This window comes from Pseudoalteromonas sp. SCSIO 43088, from assembly GCF_023650795.1.
GTDB lineage: Bacteria > Pseudomonadota > Gammaproteobacteria > Enterobacterales > Alteromonadaceae > Pseudoalteromonas > Pseudoalteromonas shioyasakiensis.
The window spans coordinates 2,172,052-2,194,035 of sequence record NZ_CP072675.1; the positions used below are offsets into that span (position 1 = coordinate 2,172,052).

A 21,984-nucleotide genomic window follows, 5' to 3' on the forward strand; every position below is an offset into this window, starting at 1 on the left:
GTAAAAGTTTTTAATATTCAACTTGGTACGCAAACCCTTCACAACTCAGCGCTTTTTGGCAATCAGTATCTGCATGAGCACTGATATAACACTGTCCAAATACAATCGCGTTGCCACCCCTTTGCTGTACTTTACTTTTAAGAGTGTCCTGGAGTTGACTTCTAGAACCATTAATATCATCAAACGGACCCGCTTGTGGTAAATGCATATCACTTTCTAATTGGCAATAATAGCTCGAAACCTGGCCAAGAAATGTTGCTCTGTGGCTCACTAATTGGCGTTCTGTAAATACTTCAACATTGTGACCTCGGACTGAAGTTTCAACATCACCAAGCACATACTCATCCACGTTTGTATTTATTGCACAAGAACACAATAAACCAACACCCAACAAAGTAGATAAAGCCTTGAACATATTTGCACCTTCCCTGAATTAATTGTTCAGCTACAAATTACACCAAATAGTAATGGATTTTGTTTACTGAATTAAAGTTAAGCTATCTTAACGTACCCATATAAGGAAAGCACAATTAAATTGTAAAAAAGTGCAAAACAAAAAACCGCCGAGGTTAATTCGGCGGTTTAATTATTTAAGTAGCTATTTAAAAGAAGCTTACTTAGCTAATGTTTCGGCTGCTTTTTCTGCAAAAAGGTTACCTAGTCTTATATAGTAATTACTTTTATAGTGCCATTTATCTTCAATGAATTCGACAGGCTCATCAAAGGCAACTAAATGAGCATTAGCATTTGATTTAACGAACTTTTCCTGAGCATCCCATACAGTCTCAATATATGGCATCATTCGTGTTTGGGGTGTTTTACCAGAGTCTTCTATTCTGCCAAGTATGATTGGTAACTCTATATTGCCAAAAGTCATCTTCATATCATTCATCAGACTTGTTAAATTAGCTAAATAAACCTTAGATGCTTGCTCATGATAGGCATCTGCCTCACCCTGCATCCAAATGATCCCTGCTGGGACTAAAGTATCGGCTTCACCATCACCATCTATATCATTGTTAGCTAACGCAGCTCTTACGGTAGTTTGAAAGTTATCCCATTGGTTAATCTTAGTGTTGTCAGCATAGTTCTGCCCCCATGTACCAAAGCCAGATGCCCCAAGCGCAATAGATGAGCCTCCACGTGCATATTTAATAATGGCTATTTTCTTATCTGTAAGCTCAGATAAGCGTTTACCAAAACTCAATTCAGGACCAAATCTTTCAGATAAAATAATTGAATGACCTGTCGATCTAGCGCCTGTTCCAAAGCCAGGCATTAAATTAGTCCAAACACCTTTACCACCATTTAATGCATCATCAGCAACAGGGTTACCAAAAAAGAGTAAGGTATTTTCAACTGGTTTTTTATACTTCGCAGGTAAATCTTTATTAAAGCCAAATCCTTCCATATTTGATTGGCCACCCATAAAGTAAAGCAAGTAATCATCCGCTTTACTTTGCGTACTTACTGCTAATAGAGCACATAAAGCCATTCTTTTTAACATTATTTTTCCTTTTGCCAAAAGCAACATGCCCAATAAATATTGGGCATGTTAAATAAGTTTTTACTTCAATGCGTCTTCAACAACTGGGTAATGGTCCCATACATGTTTATCGCTCACTGAACGGAGTAACTTAATGTATTCAGCGTGAGTCCAAGCCAGTGGTGTGGCTGAGTTTGTACCCTCACCTAGCTGATAGCCTGCTTTATTGTTGCCTACGCCATCCCAAACTTGTTCAGGTAACATCATGCCTTCATTGGCAAATGCTTCCATACCTTTTACATAAGTGTCTTTAATCGCTTGTTGCTTCATCGCATCAAGGCTGTTGGTTGCGTTTGCAGCGGCGATTTCATAGTGACCGCGTTCACCTGTAAAAAACGGCCATACACGACCACGTTGACCAGGGGTGTTATTACCACCTTCGGCATAGTTATTACCTGTCACTTCATCTTCACCGTAACCATCGTTACCATAGCGGCGGTAGCCTGGGAATGAACCCGAGCCATCAGCAAAATTAAAGGTGTAACGCACTTGCAGATTATCGACTAAGGTTTCGTCATCGTACTCTGGTAATGTTTTTACAATGCTTGGCGCAAGTGCATCACGAACACCATAACGTACAAGCTCTAAGAATCCACCATCAAGGATTTGCTTTTTATCAAAGCCTTCACGCCCGTTATTGGCATTAAGTGTGGTTGATGAGTTTGGATCTTTGTCTTGACCGATACGAATGAAATATTCACCATCGCTGTTTTCAGACTTAAGGTTACCTTGAGTCGTAAACATCGTACTTTCAATTTCACTATTGAACGTTTTAGCCGTTGCTAGGTAACGCTCTGCATTTTTAGTGTCGCCTGCTTTTTTAGCAATATCTGCAGCCGTTACTAGGCCTGCAACAACCGCTGCAGTTGTTGATGGTGAAAAACCATTTTGTTCTTCCCAACGCTCTTGTTGCGTTGCTGGCGGTGTAATTTGCGTGTCGTTCCAAAGAATTTTCGCAAGGCCACCATCAACTAAGAAATCAGCAGCTGGTTTTAACATTTTGCCATACCAATCTGTCAGCTCTTGATCGCTAAGTACGCCAGCTTGATGTAGTTTCCACGCTAACATAATTGGCATTGCTGTTTGGTCAAGCTGAACACCTACCCACTCAAGCTCACCATCAACGTGAGTCTTTTGTAAGAACCAACCAGTGTCACCACCATTGCCTGGTGTGTTATCTGTTACTTGTACTTTTTCTAGATATTCAAACGCTGTCTTGGCGGTACGTGCATCACCCATGGCCATAAATGCCATTGCTACTTGATAGAAATCACGTACCCAAACCGCTTTATAACCGGTAGAACCTGTTTTAGCCGACACCGTTTCACCCCAAGGGTTAGAAAGTGACGCAATTAAAGCACCGGCATGAGTTTTATCTTCTTGCGCCTTTAATACCATGGCGCTGGTATAAAGCAACTTTCCATTATCTGCGGTGCTGTTAGTTAATGTGCTTAAAGGTTCAAGGCTTGCTAAGTAGTCTTGCCAACCAATTGCAGCACCTTCACCGTTATATGCAGCAAGCACTTTTTGGTAGCCTTGATTTAAACTTGCTTGACCTTCTTTTAAGCTTGCAGCTTCAGAATTACCAAAGCTTAAAGCTAAATCAAAGGTGGTGTTTTTTGATACTTTACCAAGCTCTGCAAGTAAGCTTACATTACCCGACTTATCACCAGTACTTTGGTAAGTCGTTGATAATGATTGCGATGCTTTTAACTCTTTTAAGCCATCACTTACACCCGTAAAGCCAACGCTTGCTTGCTTAAATGGTTGAGCGGCTTGTAAAGATAAAAAGTTATCATCTTGCCAAGCAACTAGACCCTTATCAGTCACTTTTGCAAAATCGTCTAAACCGTTGTTATCAATGTAAGGGTTCACATTAACGTAGGCTTTTACACCTTCAAGGTCTGTATTAAATACGCTACGAACAAACAATGTTTGGCCGTTTGGATCTGTAAAGATATGTTTTTCTAAAGTGAAACGACCTTGTTTATCTTTACTTACTACTTTGTAAGCAAGCGATAATGGACGACCAGCGTCGTCTTTGTATAAATAATCAATGCTTACATCGAGATCATCGTTTTCTGTAACGGTAAAGTCTTTACCAACTACAACAAACTGCATATCTTTGATTTGTGCTTGGTGAATTAAACCAAACATGGTTTCGGTGATCATGCCTTTCGCGATTGAAAACCAAACTTTTGATACTTTGCCGGTAGCAGCTGCGTCGCTGTAGTGGCCGTCTTGGTATTGCTCGTAAGAGGTACCAATCCCCGTTTTACCAGAGTATGCCCAAAAAGGCTCAACACCCGGTGCTCCTGGTGCAGACACCTGCTCAACTGCTGTATTAGCTGATTGTTCTGAACTACAAGCTGTTAAACCTAACACTAACAAGCTTGCTGTAATGAGATTAAATTTTTTCATGGTGTGTCCTTATTATTGTTGCTTAACGCGCAGTACAGCGACCGCTGCTAGTACGAATGACACTGCACCTAGCACTAACGCATAAATCGGTTGATTATCAAAAAAGTGACGTAAAATTAGGCCTAATACGCTTGCCGCTAAAAGCTGCGGAATAACAATAAAGAAGTTAAAGATACCCATGTACACACCCATTTTTTTACTTGGTACTGAGGTACTTAACATTGCGTATGGTAAAGATAGAATTGACGCCCAAGCAAACCCTACTCCAATCATTGGCCAGATCAGTAAACTTGGATCTTTGATAATAATGAAGCTGACCAGACCCAATGCACCTAGCACTAGGTTGATAGCGTGAGCCATTTTTAGCCCTACTTTTTTAACGATAACCGGAATACACAGTGCTGCAATGGCAGCAAAACCATTGTAAGCGGCAAATAATACACCAACCCAATCCGCACCGTTATTGTAGGCAAGAGAGCTTGTATCACTGCTGCTGTAGTGGAAGCTAGTTACTGCCGATGTGGTGTAAATCCACATTGCAAACAATGAGAACCAGCTAAAAAATTGTACCCAAGCCAATTGTTTCATCGTTTCTGGCATAGTGAATACATCATTCACAACTTGATAAAAGCCACCACTGGTTGCGTTTTTAGCCTTTAAAGCCCCGGCAATAAATTGAATAACACCAAAGCTAATCAAACCACCAGCAAGTAAATAAAGCTCTTTTTCAAGCGATAGACCCGTAACAATACCAAGTACTACAAACCCAAGAACCGTAAAGATTGCAGCGCCTTTGTTAAAGTTTACATCACTTTGAACATCGCCCGAGTCATCGCTTTGCTCTTGTTCATGAAAGCTTTCAAGTTCTTCTGGTGAATATTCTTTAGTAGTAAAGACAGTCCAAAACACAGCAATAATTAATACTACTGCGCCAAAGTAAAACGAGAATTTTACAGAATCTGGAATTTGCCCTGCAGGTGCAGTATTAGCAATATCGAACCAGTTAGTCATCATCCAAGGTAATGCAGACGCGACAACCGCACCAACACCAATGAAGAAGCTTTGCATTGCATAACCAGTTGCACGTTGCTTTTTCGGTAAGTTATCACTGACAAGAGCACGGAATGGCTCCATAGTTACGTTAATTGACGCATCCATGATCCATAACATACCCGCCGCAATCCACAGGCTTGGTGAGTTAGGCATAATGAATAACGATAACGTTGTTAAAATAGCCCCATAGAAAAAGAACGGACGACGACGGCCTAACTTATTCCATGTTTTATCACTCCAATAACCGATGATCGGCTGAACAATAAGGCCTGTTAATGGTGCTGCAACCCAAAGAATTGGAATATCATCAACATTGGCACCTAAGGTTTGAAAAATACGGCTTACATTACCGTTCTGTAATGCAAAGCCAAATTGGATCCCTAAGAATCCAAAACACATATTCCATATTTGCCAAAAGCTTAGCGTTGGTTTGTTATTATTCATAGTCAGCCTTTAAGGTAAATACTGCACTGCTTAAGCCGTTCAGTTGTAATTGAATTGGCGCCTTAGTAGATGCCTCAGGAATCACAATGTCGGCATGATTTTCTAGGTTATCAGTAAACGTTAAACCACTGTGGTTAAGCTTAGGTAACAACGCTTGGTTAAGAGTAAGCTCAACATTTTGTTGGTTTTCTGAAAAGTTACTTACTACAAGCACTAGTTGTTGGCCTAGCTTACGCGTGAACGCAATAACTTGCTCTGAGCCTGTCAATTCAACCGCTTGCATGTCACCACCAACAATGGCAGGAAGTGTGTTTAACGACATCAACTTGGTGTAGTAAGCGCGAAGATCAGCTTGCTGCTTTGAAAGCGCACCGCCATCGAATTTACCATTATTCATCCATGCTTGATGCGCAGGTACCCCCATATAATCGAAAATGCTGGTACGCGTTGGGTCGCCAAAACCACCGTCCTCAGAGCCATCTTCACCGACAGCTTGACCAAAATAAAGTAAGGTTGGCGAGCGCGACATCAATGTAGATACCACCATCGCTGGCTTACCTTTTTCACTACTACCAGCGAAATCTGGGCTAGCAATACGTTGCTCATCATGGTTTTCTAAAAAGTGCAGCATGTGCTGTTCAATATCAGCCACTTGGCTTTGGATATCGAAAATAGTATCCGCTGATTGCTTGCCTTGCATCACAGCTTTAACCGTGTCGTAAAAACCGACTTTGTCGTAAAGGTAATCCATCTTACCTTGCTGGATATAAGGGCGGTAAAGCGTTGGGTTATATACCTCAGCCAAAATAAAGGCATCGCTTTTTTGCATCTTGATTGATGAGTTCAAAAAGCTCCAAAACTCAACAGGCACCATCTCGGCCATATCATAACGGAAACCATCAACACCTTTATCTAACCAATAAAGCGCGATATCGCGGAATTTATACCAGCTATTTGGTAGATCTTTATCTTGCCAAAATGCGTAGTGCGCACGGTAATCTTTATCAGCGTAATCATCCGGTAGTGTTGGGAAGTCGTAGCTACCGTCTGGTTTCACACCGTAATTGATTTTAACTGTTTCGTACCAATCATTAATGTCAGGTTTAGCGGCACGGGCCCCATTACCCGTCCATTTTGCTGGGGTTTCGGCAAACTGATTATCAGCAAGAGGATGCGGGTTACCACCTAACACTTGGTAGCTATCGCTGGTAGGCACTTGAAATGACTGCCCTGTTACATAGTAAAAGTTATTATCGCGAGCATAGGTTTTCGTCGTGTCATCTTCAGCACCAAAATCCTTTACGCCCTCAGGCTTGGCGACTGACTCGTAATTACGCGCTACGTGATTTGGCACAATATCAATAACAACTTTCATACCGTGCTTATGAGTACGATTAATTAGCTCTACAAACTCTTCTAAGCGGCGCTCAGGGTTAATTGCTAAATCAGGATTAACATCGTAATAGTCTTTCACTGCATAAGGTGAGCCTGCACGGCCTTTTACAACATCAGGGTCATCTTGTGACAAACCGTATTCGGTATAGTCAGTTACTAAAGCATGACGCGGTACACCAGCGTACCAAACATGTGTTGTTCCTAGCTCTTTAATGCCTTGTAATGCTGCATCATTAAAATCAGCGAATTTACCTACCCCATTTTCTTCTAATGTGCCCCACGGTTTATTGGTGGTGTTAGTGTTACCAAATAATCGAGTGAATACTTGGTAAACCACAGGCTTAGAGATAGCTGCTTGGCTAGATTCTGATTGCTGCTTTTGCGTGTTCTGCTGTACTGGCGCGTCGTTACCACAGGCAGTTAAGCCTAAAACCGAAGCCACTACTAATGCAGTTAGTTTGTATGTTGTCATCATTACTTCATTTTTCTGTAAATATCAGTTCATACTAATGTTAAGGGCTGCATACGGACAGTAAATGCATACGTATTCAGCCTATTAGTTGCAATTATTCAAGCTCGATTAAGCGTGCTTGCATAGCTTTTAAGCGGATTGGCGCTGCAAGATCAACGCGTTTTTCACTAATTAAATCGCGTCCTTTATTATTGCCTTTCAGCACTTCTTGCATGTAGCTTAAATCCCAATCAATGGCTTGTTGGTTTTTGTTAAGAACAACCAATACAGTTTGGCCATTGTGTTCTCTCACATAACTATACACGCCTTGCTTGGGTGAAAAATGCATTAAACGACCTTCGCTTAACGCTGGTTTTTCTTGGCGCAGTTGAAGCAGTTTTTTCATGCTAGCTAACATCTCTTGCTGATCAGCTGAAAGCCCCTTACCTGTGAAGGCATTCGCTTTTTGACCTTTAAACCCACCCGGGAAGTCAATGCGAATATCACCGTGGTCATTACTTGGTGTGTTATCAAGTAACAGTTCTGTGCCGTAATAAATTTGTGGAATACCACGAGTTGTTAACAGCAGCGTCATGGCTAATTTTGTTTTTGCTAGGTCTTGACCCAGCTCAGTGTAAACACGGCTCATGTCATGATTATCAGCAAACACTAAAATGTTATCTGTATCAGCATATAAAAAGTCATTCGCTAGCGATTGGTACACTTTTACCCAACCTGTATTCCAGCTTTCTTCTTCGTTGAGTGCTTGGATCAACGCTTCTTGTAATGAAAAGTCCATCACACTTGGTAAATCAGAGGTATAACCATCTTGATTGACTTTGCCACGCTGCCAATAAGATGCAATAGCCGGGTTGGTTGTCCACTCTTCGCCAACAATATTAAAGTTTGGATACTCGGTCATAATCGCTTTAGTCCAATCGGCTAAAAATGCTTTATCTGAGTATGAGTAGGTATCAACACGAATGCCGCTTAAGTTGGCGTATTCAATCCACCAAATGGCATTTTGAATCAAATACGTTGATAGTAACGGCTGGCGCTGATTTAGATCAGGCATAGACTCAACAAACCAACCATCGTTAAATTGACGTTTGTCGTATTGGCTTGCGTGAGGGTCTTGGATTGTTTGTCTGGCGTGACTGGTTGCATTTTTACCGTTTTCAAACTTGCCATCAAAGTTAACCCAATCAGCAGTAGGCATATCAGACATCCACTGATGCGATGAACCAAAGTGGTTAAGTACCATGTCCATCACTAAGCCGATACCATGCTCTTTCGCTTCTGCAGATAAGGTTTTATAAAGCGAATTACTGCCCATACGCGGATCAACTTTATAAAAGTCAGTAATAGCATAACCATGATAAGAATAACTTGGCATGTCATTTTCAAGCACCGGTGTTAGCCAAAGTTGAGTCACGCCTAAGTTCTCAAGATAATCTAGGCTATTAATAACACCTTGAATGTCACCGCCATGACGGCCACCTTTAAAACTTGGGTTTGCAGCCTCCTTCATACCAGCAACAGTGTCATTGCTTGGATCACCATTTACAAAGCGATCAGGATTGATTAAATAAAGCGTGTCTTTATTTGTAAAACCATGACGATTGGCACTTTGTTTATCACGGGTATTTAATGGGTAAGTAAATTCTGTGCCATCTTTAGCTTTAAAAGTCAGTGTTCCCGCTTTTGCATTTTCACTGATATTTAAATCTAAAAATGCGTAGTTAGGATTATTCGTTGTTGTCACCCCTTTGAACTCAACACCTTTATAGGGCATCATTTGCCACGTTTTGTTAGCAATATTGTTATCGTAAAGCATGACTTGTAACGAGTCATTTTGCATCCCTACCCACCAGTTTTCTGGTGACGCAGTAATAGCAAAACTTGCTGTTGAGTTAAAAAGTGTAAATGCGGTCGTTAGCGCTAAAAATGATTGTGTTTTTTTCATAATTAATTTTGTACTTTTTCTAAGAATTGACTGTGGGTCGGCAGCTGCTCGACAGTGCTATTAATCAAGGTTTTTAAATTGCTAAATAATTCATTTAATTGCTCATCTGATAACGCATCAGTTAAAGGATGATGATCTTCTGCAATAAGCCCTTGCCCTATCATCACTTGCTGCCACGCAATTTCGGCAAATAGCTCATCGTCTTCTCTTACGAGCTTGCCACTGGTTTTAAATAGCTCAATTTTCTTTTTAAGACTGCTTGGAATATCCATGCCTTTACAAAAGCGCCAAAACGCACTGTCATCACGCTCAGTAATCTTGTAATGAAGAATAATAAAGTCACGAATTCGCTCAAATTCTGTTTTACTTTGTTGATTAAATTCATCTACAAGGCTTTGTTTAATACCTTGGTGAGGAAAAAACTTAATTAAACGAATGGCTGCACTTTGAATTAAATGAATACTGGTCGATTCTAATGGCTCTAAAAAACCGCTAGATAAGCCAACCGATACCACATTTTTATGCCACTGCTTTAAACGACGGCCTGTTTTAAATTTAATAACACGCGGCTCTGTCAGTGGTTTGGCAGGTAGATTTTCTAAGAGCTGTTGTTTTGCCGCTTCGTCTGATAAGAAACGAGAAGAATACACAATGCCGTTGCCTACACGATGCTGTAATGGTATTTGCCACTGCCAGCCTGAGTCTCTTGCAATTGAACGCGTATAAGGAATTGCATCAGAAGCTGATTCACTTTGCACCGCAATCGCACTATCACATGGTAACCAATGTGACCAATCTTCAAAGCCGGTATTAAGAGTTTGTTCTATCAATAAAGCACGTAAACCGGTGCAATCAATAAATAAGTCGCCGTCTATTTGCTCGCCATTTTTAAGTAGCAAAGAGCGAATATGCCCGTTTTCGTGGCATTGATTAACCGATTCAATTTTGCCTTCAATGCGTTTTACGCCTCGTGATTGCGCTAATTCCTTTAAGAATTCGCCATATCGAGTGGCATCAAAATGGTAGGCATAATGTAAGCCCGCCAACTGAGTGTTAGGAATGTGCTTGAGGTGAGCAAATTTATGCGCTTTTGCAGCTTGATAATTAAGTGAAAAATCCCAAAAATCAGGCGCATTATTAGCTTGATTTGCTTTTAGCCAAAAATGATAAAACTCACAAAACGGAAAATCCTTACCTATCTCACCAAATGCATGCATGTAGCTGTGGCCTTGGCTGCGCCAATTTTCAAACTCGATACCAAGCTTAATCGTGGCACCAGTCGCCTTAATAAATTCTTTTTCAGAAATGCCTAGCGCACCATTTAGATGCAAAATAGGTGGGATGCTTGCTTCGCCTACACCAACAGTGCCAATCTCTGCTGACTCTACCAGCGTGATATCAATTACTTTGCCCAGCACTTTATTAAGTAATGCAGCGGTTATCCAACCTGCAGTACCACCACCGGCAATCACGAGCTTGGTTATTTTTTTTGTTTCCATAGTACACCTAACGCCAATTTCAATTCATTGAGTGTAGCTCACTGATATAAAAAAGCCCTTGTAAAACAAATCACAAGGGCAATTTTCTATCGCTGTTTTAGCTAATTACAGCTTGTAGCTGAAGCCTAACAGGAATGTACGACCGTAGTCTTGGTAGTCACGTACTTGAAGTGAATTATCACCTTGTAGTGATGTGAACGGCTCTTCTGTGATGTTCTGTACTTGGAAAGTAACAGATAAACCGTCAAGGCTCTCTACACCACCTTCACTAAAGTCATAACCAATTTGTGCATCCCAAATTGTTTCGCCTTTAATGTCAACTTGTGTAGTCGCAAAACCTAAACCGTATACATCACCTTTAAAGTCGCTACGCTTACGCATGCTAGTACGCGCTTGGAAACCGTTACGCTCAAAGTAAACTGTTAAGCTATCAATTTGGTCAGATAGACCAGGTAGCTCATAATCGTTACCATTTTGGTCAGTTAAGTCTTGCTCAACACCTGTATGGCTTGCGATTAAACCAAAACCATCAAGTGACTCGCTGAACATAGTGAATGGTAGAGTTAATGAAAGCTCGTAACCCCATAGGTCACCAGAACCACCGTTCACTTTACCTGAACCTGTACCTGTTGAAGTTTCAGGGATTTCACCAGTCGACGGGTCAGCTACACCGCTCATGTCGATTTCATAAGTACCGTCAAAAATCCACTGAGTGATATCTTTATAGAATACAGCTGCAGCGAAGTAACCTTCTTCATGGAAGTAGTTTTCATAGCTTAAATCAAAACCAGTTGCTTCTTTTGGCTCAAGCTCTGGGTTACCACCTGATACGCTCCAGTAGTTACCGTTTTCATCTGGTTGTTGATTGTAAGAAGCGTTAACTGATGAGTTCATTTCGTCTAAGCGAGCACGAGAAATCGTTTTTGCCGCACCAAAACGTACAGTTTGCTCTTCATCAATTGCAAATGATAAGTTGATGCTTGGCAAGAAGTGGCTGTAGTCATGGCTTACATCTGTTGGAGATACAACAACTAAACCATCCACAGTATTAGCAGCGAAGCCTTGTGAAGACTGTTCAGTTTTCACATAACGCACACCAACGTTACCTGTTACAGGGATTGAACCAATTTCAGCATTAATGTCAGCTTGAGCAAATAACGCTGTTACTTCTTCTTGTACAGTCCAAGATTGTGTCTTGTGTTTTGAATCAGTTAAGCTTTCTTGAAGAAGGTTATAATAACCATCATTTACTAAACCATTGGTATCATACGCAACCATGTTACCCATGCCGATGAAATCAAGGCTAGCTGACCCTAAACGGTATTGTTCTGGGATAGATAACATACCTGGGTTTGATAAAGAGAAGTCTTTTAGTGTCATGAAATAACCTTCAGACAACTTGCTCTTTTCACGGTCACGGTATGACATACCGAATGACACACGGCTGATGTAAGCGTTATCAAGTACTTTGCTTGCAGCAAGTTTCAATGTGCTTAGTTCATCATTGATTTCTGGCGCATTGATGAAACCATCTTGCGCAGTATTTTGATAAGCAGTATCAGTTAGACCGTACTTATCGTTAAGTGCAGCACTTGCACCCCAAGATAATGGGCCAACAAGTTGAATTAAGTCATAATCGCTATAATCAAGGTTATGGCTGAATTGTGCGCCAGTGTTACCACCGTCAAACTCATAACCAATCGTATCAGCAACACCATTTGCATCACCACGACCTGTACCTGAGTAGCTTTCGATACTCCAGATTTGACGCTCAACTTCAGAGCGGCTTACATCAAATTCTACTGACCAATCATCGCTGATGTCGTATTTTGCATTAAAACCAAACTGAGTTAGTTCTGCGTTACGCTCTTCGTAGTCATTACGAACAACAACACGTTGGCCTTCTGTTACTGCGCTTGTGATGAAACCAGAATCTGCGTCAACAACAGCTGAACTTGGGTCAATTGAACCTTGGCCCCATGCAAATGGCACTTCGATACCACGTAAGATTTTCTCATCAGAGAAATCTACATATAAAGCATCAAATGTCATGTTCAGGCGATCAGTCGGCGCAGCTTCAATAACAAGCATTGCTGTATCACGTTCAAGAGTCGATGAACGTACGAATGGCTTAGCACCACCTAAAATTGAGTACGTATTACCATCTTCACCTGTAAATTCAGGGTAACCCCAAGAGTTCCAACGTTTTTCTTGGTTTGGAGAGCTCATCGTGTTGTAAGCGAATGCAACACCGATTGTGTCATCTGCAAATTGGTCAATGTAAGAAACCGTACCACGGAAACCTTTATCGTCACCGTCTGGGTTTAATTTGTCAAAACCCGTTTGCTCGTATTGGCCGTTGAACATGATAACTTGCTCACCTTTACTTAAAGGTTTAACAGTTTGCATGTCGATAACGCCAGCGATACCTTCAGCATCAATGCCTGCGCTTGGAGTTTTATATACCGTTACGCCACTCATAATTTCTGATGGGTAAAGGTCAAATTCAACGCCACGGTTGTCGCCGATTGAAACTTGCTCACGACCGTTGAATGTTGTTGCACTTTCGTTTTCACTGAAACCACGAACACTTACACGGCTAGCTCGACCGTCTAGACGTTGTGCTGTTAAACCAGGAAGGCGTGCGATTGATTCTGCGATTGATGAATCAGGTAATTTACCGATATCTTCTGCTGAAATTGACTCAACAACTTCAGGAGTGAAGCGTTTAGTATTAATAGATTCTACAACACTGCCACGAAAACCTTTTACTTCGATAACTTCAACGTTATCGTTTTTTGCTTTTTGGTCTTCTTCTGCAGCATAAGCTACAAAGCTATTTAAACCTGCGGCTGTTAAAGCCAGAGTTAATATACTTGGTTTGAACATAGACATGATGTTTTCCCATTACCTAAATTGTAATGCCAACGTGTTGCAGTTATTCATTAACATAATAGCTGTAATTCGCTGACTGATTTTGTTGTCGAATTGAATATTAACGCTCTGATTATTTTCTTAACAAATTTATGCATACGTATTCAGCGTAGTCCACCATCACGAACATTAACAACATTTTTACAAAACAGAATTGTAACTATATGAATATAAATGATTTATCAATTTTATTGTGTGATTTAATAGTATTGAAACATTTTCGCTATATTTTCGCCCCAAATTTGGTTACACAAATAGGTACTAAGCCATTTATCTCGGTTAGATGGTGACTTAACGCAATTATTAAAGGTACTAGTCTATACCAATGATAATTGGTCTTACCAATACAACCCCTGCACCATTATGGTGTAAGCCAGCTATATTATGCACCAAGCTGGCGTTCCCGATCATAATTAAAACCCAGCAAACCTAATTGGTAAATTTTATTGATAGAAAATCGAGTTGTTTACTTTTAAATCAAGTTAATAAATTTTACTGAGAACAAAGATGAATTTGGCGTGCATACGTATGCAGAGTTTTTACAGTATCTCACCCTTCACGTATGCTTTTGACATTCCGGCAACATATTGCATTAACGGTTGCCTAACAGTTTACATACACTGAGTGTCACGATGGAGAAAAACATGGTTCAAAAGCAGTGGTATAAAGGTGCGGTTATTTATCAAGTTTACCCGCGCAGTTTCCAAGACACCAATGGCGATGGCATTGGTGATATCAAAGGTATCATTGATCGTATTGATTATATTAAAAGCCTAGGTGTTGATGCTATTTGGGTTTCGCCTTTCTTTAAATCACCAATGAAAGACTTTGGTTATGACATCAGTGACTATCGTGATATCGACCCATTGTTTGGTAACCTTGACGATTTTGATGAACTCATCGCACAAGCTCATCAACGTGATATTAAGATCATTATTGATCAGGTATTGAGCCATACCTCAGATCAACATCAATGGTTCCTTGATAGCCGTGAAGATAAAACCAACGACAAATCAGATTGGTACGTTTGGGCTGATGCAAAGCCTGATGGCACACAGCCAAATAACTGGTTATCAATTTTTGGTGGCCCTGCATGGCAATGGGAACCGCGTCGTGGTCAATATTACTTACATAACTTCTTTGCTGAGCAGCCAGATTTAAACTTCCATAACCCTGAAGTACGCAAAGCAGTATTAGATAATGTTGAGTTTTGGCTGAAGAAAGGCGTTGATGGCTTCCGTTTAGATGCAATTAACTTTTGCTATCACGATGCTCAATTACGTGATAATCCAGCTAAGCCACCAGAGAAACGTCAAGGCCGTGGCTTTAGCGAAGACAATCCTTACGCGTTCCAGTATCACTACTACAATAATACGCAACCTGAAAACCTTAGTTTTATGCAAGACATTCGTGCCTTACTTAACAAGTACCCTGGTACAGTTGCATTAGGAGAAATCTCATCTGAAGATTCACTAGCAACCATGGCTGAGTACACATCAGGTGGTGACAAACTTCATATGGGTTATAGCTTTGAGCTACTTACTAACGACTATAGCGCGGAATATATTCGTACTACAGTTAGCACTTTAGAGCAGCGCATGACTGAAGGTTGGCCATGTTGGGCATTTAGCAACCACGACGTTGAACGTGTTGCTAGCCGTTGGAGTCAAGGTGAAAAAATTGAGCCTCAGCAATGTAAGATGCTAACAGCCCTACTTGCTTCGTTACGTGGTAGCGTTTGTATGTACCAAGGTGAAGAACTTGGTTTAGGTGAAGCTGAAGTTGCATTTGAAGACTTACAAGACCCATATGGCATTACATTTTGGCCAAACTTTAAAGGACGTGACGGGTGTCGTACACCAATGCCATGGAATGCAGCAGATGCTGAGCAAGCAGGTTTCTCAACAGTAAAACCTTGGCTACCTGTGGGCGATGCGCACAAATCAGTCGCCGTAAATACGCAAGATCAAGATAAAGATTCAATTTTGAATGCTTATCGTGAATTTATGGCATGGCGTAAAGATAAGAACGTATTGTTAGAAGGCGATATTGAATTTATCGAAACGCAAGAGCCAGTGCTTGCTTTTTATAGAACGCTTAACGACACTAAAATGCTTTGTGCATTCAACTTAGGTGCACAAACTAGTGAACTGACAATCTCTGATTCTGTGTCTTCACAGCATACTGAGATATCTCATCACACAGCTGAATTAAACAATAATACAGTCACTCTGCCCGGGTTCGGTTGCTTTTACGCAACCCTGAATTAATAATCAGTTGTTAAAAACCAAGCCCTGCAATGCAGGGCTTTTTTATTCCTAATCGTGGTATTAGTGGTTCATGGTTTTACTATTAATGTAATCTGTGAGCGCAAACAACACCCCCGACACCACAAACGTGACATGTATTAACACCTTCCAGAGTAGCTCATCTGTTGAATGGTTGTTCGAGCTAATAAATACTTTTAAAAGCTCCACAGCCGATATAGCGACAATAGCGCTTATCAGTTTCATCTTCAGACCCGAGAAACCAACTTTACCCATCCACACAGGCCTGTCTTCATGGTTGTCTATATTCAACTTTGACACAAAATTTTCGTAGCCACTGAAAATGATGATAAGCAAAAGCCCTGCTAGTAGCGCAGTGTCAACTAAAGTCAAAATACCTACCAAAAGCTCTTGGTTTGACGCAGTGAACGTATTTAAGGCCATACTGTATAAATACTTAAAGAACTTTAGCAGCAGTAATACTACAGCGACTAATAAGCCAATAAAGAATGGTGCTAATAACCAACGCGAGCGAAAGATAAAAGTCTCCACAACTTGCTCTAGTTTGCTTGGTACTTTCTTTATTTTTGAATGAGTCACTTGTTCAGACATAAGTTAGTTCACTTTTCTTTTAAAATTAGCGCGATAATACGTGTTTTGACCTTACGATTACCAGCATTAGAAGCAAAAGAATGGTTATTTTTTGCTTATCTTTACGATAAAAATTTTTCGTTATCTTTTTTTGAAATTTAGTTTATAAATTCACTCAAGCAAAGTGAGATACACATTGCGCACCATTACTGTGCAATTGAGCCGGTAATAATTACTTTTGTTGATTAGGAATAATTAAATGAAAAAAGCATTGCTAGCACTAATTTTGGCACCTGTTTTAAGCGTGTCAGCAACGAATGCAATCGCTAACGAAGCACCTGAAGCATCAGCTGAAATGATCAAAGAATACACTGAAATGTGCTTAAACTGGGCAAAAGATGATGACATCAGCAACGAAGAGTTAAAGCCATACGTATTAAAATGTTTAAACGATGAGCTTGAAGCTGAAGGCTATAAAAAAGTAAAAGACGTACAAATCTAATTTTACGCCTACTTAGAATATAGAAAAACCGGAATGACACAATGATGTGCGCTCCGGTTTTTTGTTTTTAATGACTGTAATAATCAGCTAATGCACTTAATAAAAATAATAACGAACCTACCATGAATAACACCACCCCCACTGTGGCATATTCTATAAATGCAGGTAGAAATAAGGTACTCCCAAAGAAAAAGGCGCATGCTGATATGATATTCACCAACGCATTAACTTTAGGTGCGAGTGTAAACTTCATGACCATTCCTTATTCTGTTAACTCAGGGATAAAGTGAAACGCTTTAACTATGCGATTCCAGCTGTTTATCTCAAGTACTACCGTCGTTAATACCACGATGTCTTTTTCGTTAAAAATAGCAGACACTTGGTTGTAAACATCGTCTTCAACATGTTTATTAATGATATTTGTTAAGGCTTCCGCCCAAGCGAGTGCTGCAGTTTCTTGTTCTGAAAATACAGGGACTTCACGCCAAGCGGCTAGTACATCGAGTCGCTGTTGACGCTCAGCTTGGCTTCTCAGCTCTGCTGAATGCATATGCTGACAAAACCCACAGCCATTAATTTGCGACACTCTTAGTCTTACTAAATCAGCGAGCTTCGCGGTTATATTTGTATCTTCTGGCAGTGCGCTGAGCCCAGTTAAATGTTTAACAAGTCCTGGGTTGAGTGAATATAGCTGCTGTTGTGATAAACGTGTTTGCATTTTAAATCTCCTGTCTTGATGTTGATGACAGAATAACAACAGCCTAAAAGCAAATATTGGTAAAAAACGACATTCGCAGTGTCATACAAGCACAAAAAAGGGATTGCAATTGCAATCCCTTTTTATAATCAAGATAGATGTAAATTTACTTTTTAGCCGCCGCTTTTTTCTTAGCTGGGGCTTTCTTTTTGCTCTCTTCTACCCACTTGCCATTTTGGTAGTGAGCAGTCCAGCCTGTGGCTTTACCATCTACTTCACTCATTACATACTGCTCTTTATTTTTACGGCTGTAACGAACAACTGAAGGATTACCATCAGGGTCTTTTGCAGGTGCGTCAGCAAGGTAATAAAACTTTTCAGAAATACGGTCTCTGAAACGTTTTAATTCTTCCACTTTTGGCGCACGCGTTTCACGTGATTTAGGGAAGGTATTTGCAGCTAAGAAAATACCCGATGCACCATCACGCAGTACAAAGTAAGCTTCTGATTTTTCACATTCAAGTTCAGGTAAATGAACTGGATCTTCTTTTGGTGGCGCGGCTTCACCGTTTTTAAGTAACTTACGTGTATTTTTACACTCTTCATTACTACAACCGAAGTACTTACCAAAACGACCCGATTTTAACTGCATATCTGAGCCACATTTATCACATTCGATAATTGGGCCGTCGTAACCTTTAATTTTAAAGGTACCTTGTTCAACGATATAACCCTTACACGCTGGATTGTTACCGCACACATGTAATTTACGTGTTTCGTCGATCAGGTATGAATCCATTGCCGTTTCACAGATTGGGCAACGCTTCATTTGCATCAAAGATTCAGTTTCTACGTCTTCCACATCTGCCGCAATAGCTTCATCACCTGGCACCAAGTTCATGGTCGTAGTACAACGCTCTTTAGGTGGCAGATTGTAACCCGTACAACCTAAGAATACACCGGTTGATGCAGTACGAATCCCCATCTTACGACCACAAGTCGGACAATCGATATCAGTCTCGACCATTTGGTTTTGGCGCATACCACCGCGCTCTTCGTCGCCTGAGGCAATTTCAAGCTGAGTTGAAAAGTCTGTATAGAATTTATCAAGAACTTGTGTCCAAACACGCTCACCTTCTGCGATATCATCCAGACGACCTTCCATCTTAGCGGTAAAATCAAAGTTCATCAGGTCTTCGAAGTTCTCGACTAAGCGGTCTGTAACAATCTCACCCATTTTTTCGGCGAAGAAACGGCGGTTTTCAACACGTACATAACCACGGTCTTGGATCGTTGAGATAATAGATGCATACGTAGAAGGACGACCGATGCCGCGCTTTTCTAATTCTTTAACTAAGCTTGCCTCACTAAAACGTGCAGGTGGCTTTGTAAAATGCTGTTTAGGGTCTAACTCAACAAGCGAGAGTACATCACCTTCTTTAACCGCAGGTAGTGATTGATCTTCTTCGTTCTTTTTACGAACAGCCGGCTGAACTTTAGTCCAACCATCAAAGCGAAGCACGCGGCCTTTTGCTTTTAACTGATAATCACCAGCACCAACTGTTAAGGTTGTTAAATCGTATTCTGCAGGAACCATCTGGCAGGCAACAAATTGACGCCAAATTAATTCATACAGTTTTTTCGCATCCGCTTCAACACCGTCTAAGTGACCAGACAACACAGTAACACTAGAAGGACGAATCGCTTCGTGCGCCTCTTGTGCATTACCTTTAGAGCTATAACTAATCGGTGCTTTCGGTAAATACTTCTCACCAAACTGCTCGGTCACGTAATCACGACACATTTCAACCGCATCTTTCGATAAGTTAGTTGAATCGGTACGCATATAAGTAATGTGACCTGCTTCATATAAGCGTTGAGCCAGCATCATGGTCTTCTTAACACCATAACCTAGGCGTGTACTTGCTGCCTGTTGCATGGTTGAAGTAATAAATGGTGCGCTTGGTTTACTCTTACTAGGCTTTTCTTCAACGCTAATGACCTTGTAGTCAGCTTTTTCAAGTTGACTAACGGCAGACATCGCCTGCTCTTCATTAACTGGCTTAAAAGGCTTGTCAGCGTGTTTGGTCACTTCTAGGCGTAAAGCTGCTTCTGTATTTTTAACATCAGCATGGATATCCCAGAACTCTTCAGGAATAAATGCTTTGATTTCGCGTTCACGTTCAACAAGTAAACGTACTGCGACAGATTGCACACGACCGGCTGATAAGCCACGTGCCACTTTAGCCCACAGTAATGGCGACACCATAAAACCCACTACACGGTCAAGGAAACGACGCGCTTGCTGTGCGTAAACCATGTCAGTGTTTAATTCACCGGGTGTTTCGAATGCTTGCTGAATCGCATTCTTAGTGATCTCGTTAAAAACAACTCGCTTATACTTTTCAGGTTCACCGCCGATAATCTGTTCAAGGTGCCATGCAATGGCTTCCCCTTCTCTATCCAAATCGGTTGCGAGATAGATTTTATCGGCGTTTTCAGCAAGCTTTTTTAATTCTTGAACAACTTTCTCTTTGCCCGGTAAGACTTCGTAATGTGGTTCCCAGCCTTTTTCAGGATCAATACCCATGCGAGCAACAAGATTTTTATAATCGCGTTGCTTTTTATAGGCAGCTTTTTCTTCTGGTGACATTTTTCGAACTTCAGCAGGCGTTTTCGTCGCTGCAGTCTTCGTTTTGCCTGAACCTGAAGTTGGTAGATCACGCACATGTCCAACGCTGGACTTTACGATGAAATCGTTACCTAAGTATTTATTAATTGTTTTTGCCTTTGCTGGAGACTCTACAATTACAAGTGATTTGCCCATAGCTGCCTATTTCTGACCGAGTATTTTAAAAGTTTTTTGCCCTTATAAATGTATATCCATCACATTACACAAATAAGTATGATTTTTTAACATTGGAGCACGAATATTTATAGGTATATCTACAAACACCAATTGTTACAAGCTTTTAATAGAAACTTTTCTTCATTGAGTGAATAATTAAACAATTTTTGTTGCTAATTTAGTCAATGTGGTGTTTTGCGGTAATTTCAAGGGGAATATATAGAACAGCAACAAAAATGCCAACCTTCTGGTTGGCATTTTTTTAAATTTAAACAATTATCTACTTGATTAGCCATCGTCACTTATTGCTATTGTAGCAGTTGATACATTGTCTTTACCTGTTGTGAATTCAACAGTTAAGAAACCATCTGTTTTATCATTTGGATCAGCTTCACGGCTAATCGTAAGGGCAACCCCAGTCGCTGTTGTTTGGCTTGTATTACCAATATCAAAACCAGATGTACCACTATAATCACCATTATCTGCACTAATTGCAACCGCGGTGCCTGAAGGCATTGGGTTGTTGTAAATATCAGAGAAATAAAGCTCAAAACTCAGCGCTGACAACTGGTTACCTGAATCAGCGGTAGTAATGTTAATTGAGCCTAAATCACAGTAGTCAGTATTCGCTGTGGCTTCTAAACGAGCAATAATAGCACCTGACTGCGTATCTGCTTGTCGATAAATTGTACTACAGTTCTCAATATCCACAGCAAGTTGCATTGCATTATCTGTAAATACAGTTGGATCGTCTTCTGTTGTTTCAGCAAGTGCTTCAGCAAAGCGGTTACGTAGCTCATCTTTTGTTACTACAAAACGACTGTATGCAAAGCTTCCTGACATAATAATCTCAAATGAGTCACGAACATCAATAAGCTCTTTGGTACATAAAGTCTCAAATGTTGCGTCTTCATCAGGATCTGTCGCGGCTGCAGAGCACTCAAGACCATTGTATTTACCATCAGCAAGTGTATGCATCTCATTTAAGTCAATATCGAAGTTTTCTTCTGTATGACCTGCATTAGTATTCGTTGCACTACATGGGTCGCTTGCATCACCTTCTTGACAGTTTTCAGCAGCTTTGGTGACCGCTGCTGTAACTGGGTCATAAATTGCAGCTAGACCGTCATAAACGCCATTTTCATTATGATCAACAGACGCTTCAGGTAAGTCATAACCACTGTAATACTCATTTTTGTCATAACGTCCATTACCATTGATGTCGATAAATGACTCTTGACCTTTTGCAGTCACAAGTACTGTTGCGCGACCACCGAGAGGTACACCATCATCATCAAACGCAGCATTTAAAATACCCGCCATACAAGGTGCTGCCACACCAAAATATAGGTCGCAGTTAATTGCACTTG

The 21,984-nt window shown here is 40.7% G+C and carries 15 protein-coding genes; 2 read left to right on the forward strand and 13 right to left on the reverse strand.

Annotated features, from left to right (window positions below; genetic code table 11):
• Positions 1-10 precede the first annotated feature (10 nt).
• The 8 genes from J8Z28_RS10120 to J8Z28_RS10155 form a co-directional block, all read right to left on the reverse strand.
• Positions 11-415 (reverse strand): hypothetical protein, encoded by a 405-nt coding sequence (locus tag J8Z28_RS10120; protein WP_054561644.1) that lies wholly within the window; start codon positions 413-415, stop codon positions 11-13.
• Between the two features lie 198 nt (positions 416-613).
• Positions 614-1,507, reverse strand: coding sequence for a sialate O-acetylesterase (locus J8Z28_RS10125; protein WP_250659355.1), 894 nt, complete (start codon positions 1,505-1,507; stop codon positions 614-616).
• A gap of 60 nt (positions 1,508-1,567) precedes the next feature.
• Complete coding sequence (locus tag J8Z28_RS10130) at positions 1,568-3,967, reverse strand: glucan 1,4-alpha-glucosidase (RefSeq protein ID WP_250659356.1); 2,400 nt, start codon at positions 3,965-3,967, stop codon at positions 1,568-1,570.
• 12 nt (positions 3,968-3,979) lie between these two features.
• Positions 3,980-5,464: an MFS transporter gene (locus J8Z28_RS10135; protein WP_250659357.1), complete on the reverse strand. Its 1,485-nt coding sequence runs from the start codon at positions 5,462-5,464 to the stop codon at positions 3,980-3,982.
• Positions 5,457-7,331, reverse strand: a complete 1,875-nt coding sequence (locus tag J8Z28_RS10140) for an alpha-amylase family glycosyl hydrolase (protein WP_502934623.1) — start codon at positions 7,329-7,331, stop codon at positions 5,457-5,459. The genes J8Z28_RS10135 and J8Z28_RS10140 overlap by 8 nt, the downstream gene beginning before the upstream one ends.
• A 94-nt stretch (positions 7,332-7,425) precedes the next feature.
• Positions 7,426-9,276: a glycoside hydrolase family 13 protein gene (locus tag J8Z28_RS10145; RefSeq protein ID WP_250659359.1), complete on the reverse strand. Its 1,851-nt coding sequence runs from the start codon at positions 9,274-9,276 to the stop codon at positions 7,426-7,428.
• Between the two features lie 2 nt (positions 9,277-9,278).
• Positions 9,279-10,775 carry a tryptophan halogenase family protein gene (locus J8Z28_RS10150; RefSeq protein ID WP_250659360.1) on the reverse strand — a complete coding sequence of 499 codons (1,497 nt, stop codon included), beginning with the start codon at positions 10,773-10,775 and terminating at the stop codon, positions 9,279-9,281.
• Between the two features lie 105 nt (positions 10,776-10,880).
• Positions 10,881-13,670 carry a TonB-dependent receptor gene (locus tag J8Z28_RS10155; protein WP_250659361.1) on the reverse strand — a complete coding sequence of 930 codons (2,790 nt, stop codon included), beginning with the start codon at positions 13,668-13,670 and terminating at the stop codon, positions 10,881-10,883.
• Between the two features lie 683 nt (positions 13,671-14,353).
• On the opposite strand from J8Z28_RS10155, the gene J8Z28_RS10160 reads away from it, so the two are divergent.
• On the forward strand, positions 14,354-15,979 hold the full coding sequence (locus J8Z28_RS10160; protein ID WP_250659362.1) for an alpha-glucosidase family protein: 1,626 nt from the start codon (positions 14,354-14,356) through the stop codon (positions 15,977-15,979).
• A 60-nt stretch (positions 15,980-16,039) separates the two neighbouring features.
• Here J8Z28_RS10160 and J8Z28_RS10165 read toward each other — a convergent pair whose 3' ends face one another.
• Positions 16,040-16,588, reverse strand: a complete 549-nt coding sequence (locus tag J8Z28_RS10165; protein ID WP_054561653.1) for a TIGR00645 family protein — start codon at positions 16,586-16,588, stop codon at positions 16,040-16,042.
• A gap of 238 nt (positions 16,589-16,826) precedes the next feature.
• Between J8Z28_RS10165 and J8Z28_RS10170 the strand changes: the two genes are divergently transcribed.
• Positions 16,827-17,069, forward strand: coding sequence for a hypothetical protein (locus J8Z28_RS10170; protein WP_054561654.1), 243 nt, complete (start codon positions 16,827-16,829; stop codon positions 17,067-17,069).
• Positions 17,070-17,136: 67 nt separating this feature from the next.
• On the opposite strand, the gene J8Z28_RS10175 is transcribed toward J8Z28_RS10170, so the two are convergent.
• The 4 genes from J8Z28_RS10175 to J8Z28_RS10190 form a co-directional block, all read right to left on the reverse strand.
• Entirely contained in the window at positions 17,137-17,322 is a 186-nt protein-coding gene (locus J8Z28_RS10175) for a YrhK family protein (RefSeq protein ID WP_054561655.1), read from the reverse strand.
• 9 nt (positions 17,323-17,331) lie between these two features.
• Entirely contained in the window at positions 17,332-17,787 is a 456-nt protein-coding gene (locus J8Z28_RS10180; protein ID WP_250659363.1) for a carboxymuconolactone decarboxylase family protein, read from the reverse strand.
• Between the two features lie 145 nt (positions 17,788-17,932).
• Entirely contained in the window at positions 17,933-20,593 is a 2,661-nt protein-coding gene (topA, locus tag J8Z28_RS10185) for a type I DNA topoisomerase (protein WP_250659364.1), read from the reverse strand.
• A gap of 309 nt (positions 20,594-20,902) precedes the next feature.
• On the reverse strand, positions 20,903-21,937 hold the full coding sequence (locus tag J8Z28_RS10190) for a hypothetical protein (RefSeq protein ID WP_250659365.1): 1,035 nt from the start codon (positions 21,935-21,937) through the stop codon (positions 20,903-20,905).
• Positions 21,938-21,984 lie beyond the last annotated feature (47 nt).